Origin of the sequence: Psychrobacter sp. A3, from assembly GCF_028823565.1 — a bacterium.
GTDB classification, from domain to species: Bacteria; Pseudomonadota; Gammaproteobacteria; order Pseudomonadales; family Moraxellaceae; genus Psychrobacter; species Psychrobacter celer.
Window position 1 is genome coordinate 1 of sequence record NZ_JAPEHS010000100.1, and the last position, 8,089, is coordinate 8,089.

Genomic DNA, 8,089 nt, shown 5'->3' on the forward strand with positions numbered 1-8,089 from the left:
CCGCTAAGCCCACATAGCCCATATACAGCATCGGTGGGTGAATGATCAGCCCAAAATCCTGCAAAAGTGGGTTGAGATCTACCCCATCTACGGGCAGATTGGGCAAGGTACGATCAAATGGCGACGAGGTAAAAATCAGCATCGCTAGCATCATGACCTGCACACCGGCCAATATCACGAGTACCCGCGCGCGCATCGACAACGGCAAGCCACGGCTAAAGTAGGAGACCAGTGCACACCACGTGGCCATGATGGTCATCCACAACAAGAGTGAGCCTTCGTGTCCGCCCCATGTCGCCGAGAGTTTATAGTACCAAGGCAACAAAGTATTAGAGTGCTGCGTGACATAGACGAGACTAAAGTCATTGAAATAAAAGCCTGCCATCAATGCAACAAATGAAAAAATCATGGCAGCAAACTGTGCCCACGCGAGACTGGGCGCGAGACGCTGCCAAGCAACGTGATCGCGCATGACGCCAACGGTTGGTAATACCACCTGCAAAATCGCCAATATAAAGGCGGCCAGCAAGGCAAAATAACCCAATTCTGTGATTAACATACGGTCTAACCTTGTTTACCTTGGATACAATTAAGGATTCGCCAATAACCTTTTGGCCACTGGCAAACGCGAAATAGTCCTTTATGCGGTCATAGTTTACGGTTAAAAACGGCGGTTTTAATGGCTATAGAAGCTGTAAAACTCACTACTATTGTCGTGATGTATCAATGGGAATCATTGATACAAAAAACGTATCTGCTATTTATACTGATACTCAGCGATGCGCCCATGACAGATCACTGTACTGAAGGAAAAAACACCAAGACCAAATGCAGCCAGCCTGCCAAAAACCCTGTCAAACCACCAAGGATGATCAGCGTCATCTCGTCCTCTCTAAAGGCAGGACGCAGCAGGTTTTGAAACTCATTTGGTGTCAGTGCCCGAATCCGATCGCGAAACATCCCAAATATTTTACTGGCACGGCTCTCATTGAGCTCAGGGTCGCGCAGCGGCACCATCGTGGCCACGATTGACTTATCAATAATGGTGTTTTTTAGCTGACCATACTCACGGCGGCCCAGCCCGACACGCAATGTGGTACTGATCACAGGCGACTCTAACACCTGATACAAATGCGACTTCATCAAGTCACGCGTCTGCGGCGCGCGCGCGCCATACATCATCTCATTCATGATGTTTTCTAACGTCACCAAGTCTCGCACCACAATCTCAGCAAACACCTCAGAGACCTCTTCTTGCCGCTTCATAAAACCGCCCTGCAAACGGTACTGGGCAATGTGCGGCATTTGCGGCTGAATAAACGGAAAGCGGCGCCGAACTGTAAAAAACTTCACATAAGGTATAAAACGCGGCTCAACGGGATTAAACACCATCCAAATCGCAATCCAATTGGTCAAAAAGCCCCAAATCGCCGCAAAAAACGGCACGGTCCAATGCTGCGGCACCACCAAAAAGATAAACATCTGGATAATACCAAAGACCAGCCCAATCAAAGCACTGATATGCCAGATAAAATCTATCTCTTTTTGGCCAACTTTCAAAAACATATTGACCATCAAGCGGCGATCACTCTCCATTTTATTGACAATCATCTGACGCATATCGACGAGATCTTCGACATGGTACGTCAAATCCGTCACCAAGGACTGCATGATACTTGGCAGCTCTTTGTGCGCTTGGGCATAGACGCGGCGCTTGACAGCATATGGCAAGTTGCCCCATAAGGCTGGCGAATGCTCAAGCATAATCTCATCAATCAACACCTCAAGGTTTTTATCGACCGTCTCCGTGATAAAGACCGCCATCTGCTCAGGCTCCATCGCCTGAAAAAATTCATCAAGCGACCCAAGTTTTGATAATGTCTGATCGACGATAACACCCGATATCTTACCGGCTTTACGCGGCACGATACCCTGCCAGCCAATACCTGGCAAACCAAAAAACGGAAAGTTTGGGATACGAATACCCCAAAACTTAATCGGATAAAACAGCATTTTGAGCGCCATCCACACGTGTGCCCAAGTGACAAAAGCGGTCACCGGCGGAATGGTTAGCATGGCAAAAAACTCTGGATGCTCAGCGATTGTCTGCCACAATGAAGTTACGTCCATGATTTATCTGGTTCCTGACAGGTTGATTGTCGGTGCTAGTAAATGAGCGTTAGCAAACTTCGAGCGCGGCAAAAAGACGCGCGGCCATCATAACGACTATAAAACAAATCGCCTGATTTTAGCATACTTGCTATTTATTAGCACACGTCGCAGCGCGCAAGTTGTGACTCATCTGACAAATAACGGTGAGCCACTGCCAGCGCTGACAAGCCCATCCAACATAACATTCGCGCCTCTTAGGTCGTGTCTACTGATATTCACTTTATATGGACCTGATGATGGTGGTCGGCCAGATAGCGCCTGATAGCAGATAATCGTGACAAACCCGCTGACGAGTACTGCGCCCGCGCATAGCTTCTGTTATAATTTGTCCACCAACCACATAAGATATCAGCCAGTCAGTTGTTAAGATATCTTTTTGAGCAAAGACCATCTATGTGATTGAAACTCTTTGAATTATCCTTTATTCTTACCGCGCTTTGGCAAACCTGTCTATTTGTTTGCTTGTTTTTTGTTATCCATGTTTTGCTGACTCAGCTTTATTGACTCGCTGACCGTTTGGGCTTTGATTTTTATGAATAAACCGCTGACTCCCAATACCGAACAGGTCAATCGTATTTTTACCAATCGCATTATCATCTTTGGCGCTATTATACTTCTAGGCTTGGGTGGTCTGATACTGCGTTATGGCTATCTGCAGGTCTATGCGCATGATAAATATACGACGCAAGCGGACAATAACCGTATCAAGCTGATTTCAGCGCCGCCGAGCCGTGGCTATATCTATGATCGCAACGGCATTATCTTGGCCGACAACCAACCTGTCTTTACCGCGATGCTCAGCCCTGATGAGGTCGAAAACCCTGAGCGCACCTTAAACTTGCTGGCGCCTATTTTTGATCTGACAGAGACGGACATCACTGATATTTTGGCGCGTCTGAATAAAGCCAAAAACGATCCAGTCACCATCAAGATTGACCTAACCGAAGCGCAGGTGGCGCAGTTTAGCGAGCGTAAACCGTTTTTTCGGGGCGTGACGATTCGAAGTAAGCTGACTCGCTCCTACCCTTATGATGAGCTATTTGCCCATGTCATTGGCTATGTTGGCCGTATCAATGACAAAGAAACCAAGCGTATCGACAAGGATCGTTATGCAGGCACTGACCTCATCGGTAAAATCGGTATCGAAGATTATTATGAAGATATCCTCTTAGGGCAGCCAGGCTATCAATCGGTTGAAACCGACGCACACGGCAATATCATCCGCCAACTAGACACCAAACCACCGATCGCGGGCAACGACATCACTTTGAGCTTGGATTATGGCCTACAAAAAGTCGCCCAGCAGCAGCTAGATGGCCGCCGCGGTGCCATTGTGGCTATTGACCCCAAAACAGGCGACGTACTGGCATTTGTGAGTAACCCAAGCTACGACCCCAATCCCTTTATCTCTGGTATCTCCTTTAAAGATTATGGCGACCTGCGTGATGACCCAGATCAGCCGCTGTACAACCGTGCGCTGCAGGGCATGTATCCCCCTGCCTCTACCATCAAGCCCTTTGAAGGCTTGGGCGCGCTGCATTATGGCCTACGGGAGTGGGAGACCTCTATCTATGACCCAGGGTATTTTAGCTTGCCAGGCGACAGTCACCGTTTTCGTGACTGGAAACGCGGTGGTCATGGCTCAGTCGACCTCAAAAAATCGGTGGTGATGTCGGTGGACACTTATTACTATAAACTCGCCTATGAGATGGGCATTCAGCGCCTGCATGACTGGATGGTGCGCTTTGGTTTTGGAGAGCAGACGGGTATTGACTTGCCGCATGAGCGTTCAGGTATCATGCCATCGCCGAAGTGGAAAAAAGAAACTTATGATAAAGACTGGCTACCGGGTGAAACCATCTCAGTCAGTATCGGTCAAGGGTATTTTTTGGCGACGCCGCTACAGGTAGCCAACGCCACCGCCATGACGGCCAGTAAAGGGCAACATATCACTCCGCATCTACTCAAAAGTAGCGACGGCGCAGCGGATGTAGAGATCATCAGCAAACCGGATGGCAAAATCGACTACAATGGCAAGCCCTCAGACTGGCTACGCATGCATGACGCGATGGAGAGCGTGATAAAAAACGGTACCGGACGCCGTATTTATACCTCCAAATATCGCATCGCAGGCAAGACGGGTACCGCACAAGTCAAGTCCATCGCCCAAGGCAAACGCTATGATAAGTCTGCACTCGATAAGCGCCACTGGGACCACGCGTGGTTTAGTGGCTTTGCCCCTGTCGATGACCCACAAATCGCGCTGGCGGTGCTGGTCGAAAACGGTGGCGGCGGCCCCTGTCGATGACCCACAAATCGCGCTGGCGGTGCTGGTCGAAAACGGTGGCGGCGGTAGTACCGTTGCCGCCCCAATTGGCCGCGCGCTCTTTGATTATTGGGTACTGCAGCGGCACGATGACCCTATCTTGCCACCGACAGCAGACGAGCTAAAAGCCATTAAACGTCAAAAAGCGTTTGACAAAGCCATGCGTGATGCGCTGCGTGATAAAGAAGAAAACGCACAAGCTGAGCAAACTGCCAATGCAGCGCCACAATAGGATACATAGGAATAATAAGCAAAATAAAGACCATGACCAGACACGGTAACCCAAGCCATGACAAAAAAACCCTCAAGCAGACGCGCCGCTAAAAACCGCACACCCAAAACCAGCCATCTGGCAAAGAGTAGCTCTGCCGGAGATGTCCGCATCATCGGTGGAGAACACAAGCGCCGTATCGTCCGATTCGTCGACGCCGAAGGCTTGCGTCCGACGCCCGACCGCCTGCGCGAGACATTATTCAACTGGTTACTGGCTGATATACACGGCGCTTATGTGCTCGACAGCTGTGCAGGCAGTGGGGTGCTGGGGTTTGAAGCACTGTCCCGCGGCGCCGCGCACACTACCTTTATCGAGCCAAATCCTGCCCAATGCCGCTTACTTGAGCAAAGCGCCACGCAGCTACGCTTAGAGACTCATCGTTATCAGATTATCCAAGGTACCGCCGAACACGTCCTGACGCACACTCAAACATTGCAACGTCACTTTGATATCGTCTTTATCGATCCGCCGTATGCGCAGGACTTATGGCAGCCTATCTTGACGACGCTCATTAAGCAGTCGTTGATCACAAGCGACACGCTGCTATATCTTGAGGCAGACAAAGCACTGGAGGATCAATTGCAGCAATTGGCCGACCACCTTAGCCAATCAACGACCGGCGCGGCGCAGACAGAACCAACAAGCATCAGCTTTGATTGTCTAAAACAAACCAAAGTTGGCCAAGTTGTCGCTGGACTTTATCGGCTGGCACCGTCATAATTGCAACGTGCTTGCAAAAAGTGAGTGATGAGCAAATCGCTTTTCTTTGCCTCACCGCTTTTAGCAACATCACGCAACACCTACAAAATGTCTAAAACCGCTTAAAAACTGGCCAAACGCTGCAGTTTGATGCATAAAGGCAAAAATAAACCCCAATGCAGCTTGCAAGCGTAGGCGCTACTGCTTATAATGTGCAGTCTGTTTTTTGAGAGCCCCGTTCCCAGCTAAACTCTCAACGAATTCTAATTTTAAGGTTTTATCATGAAAACACTTAGTGCAAAACCAGCTGAAGTGACCCATGACTGGTATGTCGTAGATGCTGACGGCAAAACCCTTGGTCGCTTAGCCACTCAAATTGCTACTCGCTTACGTGGCAAGCATAAAACTTCTTATACTCCGCACGTAGATACTGGTGACTTTATCGTTGTCATCAACGCAGAAAAGATCGCGGTAACGGGTAAAAAAGCACAAGACAAAAAGTACTATCGTCACAGTGGCTACCCAGGTGGTATCAAAGAAACCAACTTCACCAAGCTGATTGCACATAAGCCTGAAGATGTTCTATACAAAGCTGTTAAGGGTATGCTTCCAAAAGGTCCTCTTGGCTATGCGATGATTAAGAAGCTAAAGCTATATGCCGGGGAAGAACATCCACATACTGCACAGCAACCTAAAGAACTAGACATCTAAGGAGTCACTTATGGAACGCAATTACGGAACTGGTCGCCGCAAGACGTCTACTGCTCGTGTCTTTTTAGCGAAAGGTACTGGTGCTATCGTTGTTAACGGTAAACCACTTGATGAATACTTCAGCCGTGAAACTTCACGCATGGTCGTTCGTCAGCCACTAGAGTTACTAGACTCTGCTAACGAATACGATCTATACGTAACCGTTGCAGGCGGTGGTATCAGTGGTCAAGCGGGCGCAATCCGCCACGGCATCACGCGTGCATTGATCGAAGCTGACGAAACATTAAAGCCTGCTCTAAAATCAGCTGGTTTTGTTACTCGTGACTCACGTCAAGTCGAACGTAAGAAATTGGGTCTACGTAAAGCACGTAAACGTCCACAATTCTCAAAACGTTAATCAAAGCTATGGCTTATTGGCTCGCTACTCTATTTCTCGTCAGATATTGGTAAGAGTAGCTGCTAATCTAAGCTTAGTTTTGCAAAACCTTATAAGCTGGTCACAGCTTATAAGGTTTTTTTATGGCTGTTTTTCTAAGACTATTCTACAAAAACCGGCTACACGCAAAAACCACCTTGCAAAGTATTCAGCACTACCCCATCATGATAGTAACTTTTATTACCTCATCCTTATTATGAAAGCGCCAGAACAATACGATCCCAGCAAGCACCCAAAGACTGATGTATCAGGCTCACGCCCTGCGTCGCCTAATCATACGGCCAAAAACAACAGCAAATCACCGGCCATCCCTGCCGGTACGCCGACCATCACACAAAATCACAAACGCACCGCACAAGCAGAAAAAAAGCCTTTTGAATGGCAGTTTTTGTTGCCCAAATACTGGGGCATTTGGCTATTATTCTTTTTTATATTACCGATGATATATCTGCCGCTGCGTTGGCAATTTTGGCTCGGTCGTAAGCTGGGTATTTTGGTTTATACCGTAGCAGGCTCGCGTCGGCGTGATACGCTGATAAACCTTAGGCTGGCCTTTCCAGAAAAGCCAGAAGCTGAGCGCGAGCTGATGGCAAAGCAAGTGTTTGTCAATCAGGGCATCGGTGTGTTTGAGACCTTGTGTGCTTGGTTCCGTCCTAATGTATTTACCCGTACGGTATCGATATCGGGTTTGCAGCACTTAGTCAACGCCCAAAACGAAGGGCGCGCGGTAATTTTACTGGGCGCGCACTATACGATGCTCGATTTGGGCGGTTTACTCTGTACGCAGTTTTTTGCCGCCGATTGTATGTACCGACCTCAAAACAATCCATTGCTCGATTGGTTTATCTACAACGGCCGCACCACTATCTTTGGTAAGCAAATCTCTAGCCGCGATATGCGCAGCCTAGTCACCTCAATCAAAGCCGGACACGTGATTTGGTACTCACCCGATCAGGATTATGGCCTCAAACAAGGGGTGATGGCACCGTTTTTTGGTGTACCAGCGGCCACCATTACCGCCGCCAGACGCATGGCAAAACTGGGTGACAAACAGCATCCACCTGCCCTCATGGCACTGCATACCTATCGGCAAACCCCTGATAACCTACCGCGAGGCAAACGTCCTCATTATCACCTGACTATTACCCCAGCGCTAGAGAACTATCCTAGTAATGACGAGGTCGCTGATGCAACACGTGTCAATGAGATATTAGAAGGACTGATTCGTATTGATCCGACTCAGTGGATGTGGTTCCATCGCCGCTTCAAAAACGGCCCTGATGGTCGTACAGATATTTATAAGTAGACATTGATACCCAAACAAAGCAGTAGGTAAATTTGTTATAATTTGCGCCATCAAATTGAGTCGTTGACGTCAATACCACTCTTTTACTTAAGTAAAAACACTAGGGCCTGTCCTCATTTTAAAAATGGCGATAAAAATGAGATAAATTGCCGCCAAACAAGGAAA

Annotated in this window: 6 protein-coding genes and 1 pseudogene; 5 read left to right on the top strand and 2 right to left on the bottom strand. The window is 48.3% G+C overall.

Translation table 11 applies throughout. The annotated features are described in order from the left end of the window. Both ccsA and NK638_RS11015 read right to left on the bottom strand, forming a co-directional pair. The coding region (ccsA, locus tag NK638_RS11010) for a cytochrome c biogenesis protein CcsA (RefSeq protein ID WP_274633056.1) at positions 1–559 on the bottom strand (559 nt) is incomplete at its 3' end. A gap of 236 nt (positions 560–795) precedes the next feature. Next, positions 796–2,130, bottom strand: a complete 1,335-nt coding sequence (locus NK638_RS11015; protein ID WP_274633057.1) for a hypothetical protein — start codon at positions 2,128–2,130, stop codon at positions 796–798. 574 nt (positions 2,131–2,704) lie between these two features. On the opposite strand from NK638_RS11015, the pseudogene mrdA reads away from it, so the two are divergent. The 5 genes and pseudogenes from mrdA (at position 2,705) to NK638_RS11045 (ending at position 7,924) form a co-directional block, all read left to right on the top strand. Beyond that, positions 2,705–4,730: pseudogene (gene mrdA, locus NK638_RS11020) on the top strand (penicillin-binding protein 2). Positions 4,731–4,787: 57 nt separating this feature from the next. Then, positions 4,788–5,492, top strand: a complete 705-nt coding sequence (gene rsmD / locus NK638_RS11030) for a 16S rRNA (guanine(966)-N(2))-methyltransferase RsmD (RefSeq protein ID WP_274633060.1) — start codon at positions 4,788–4,790, stop codon at positions 5,490–5,492. 261 nt (positions 5,493–5,753) lie between these two features. Beyond that, the gene (gene rplM, locus NK638_RS11035; protein ID WP_075100632.1) at positions 5,754–6,182 is read left to right on the top strand and encodes a 50S ribosomal protein L13; all 429 of its coding nucleotides are present in this window, start codon (positions 5,754–5,756) and stop codon (positions 6,180–6,182) included. A gap of 10 nt (positions 6,183–6,192) precedes the next feature. Further along, a complete protein-coding gene (rpsI, locus tag NK638_RS11040) occupies positions 6,193–6,579 on the top strand; it encodes a 30S ribosomal protein S9 (protein WP_075100631.1) in 387 nt (128 codons plus the stop codon). Between the two features lie 235 nt (positions 6,580–6,814). Continuing rightward, a complete protein-coding gene (locus NK638_RS11045) occupies positions 6,815–7,924 on the top strand; it encodes an LpxL/LpxP family acyltransferase (protein WP_105243880.1) in 1,110 nt (369 codons plus the stop codon). Positions 7,925–8,089: the final 165 nt, after the last annotated feature.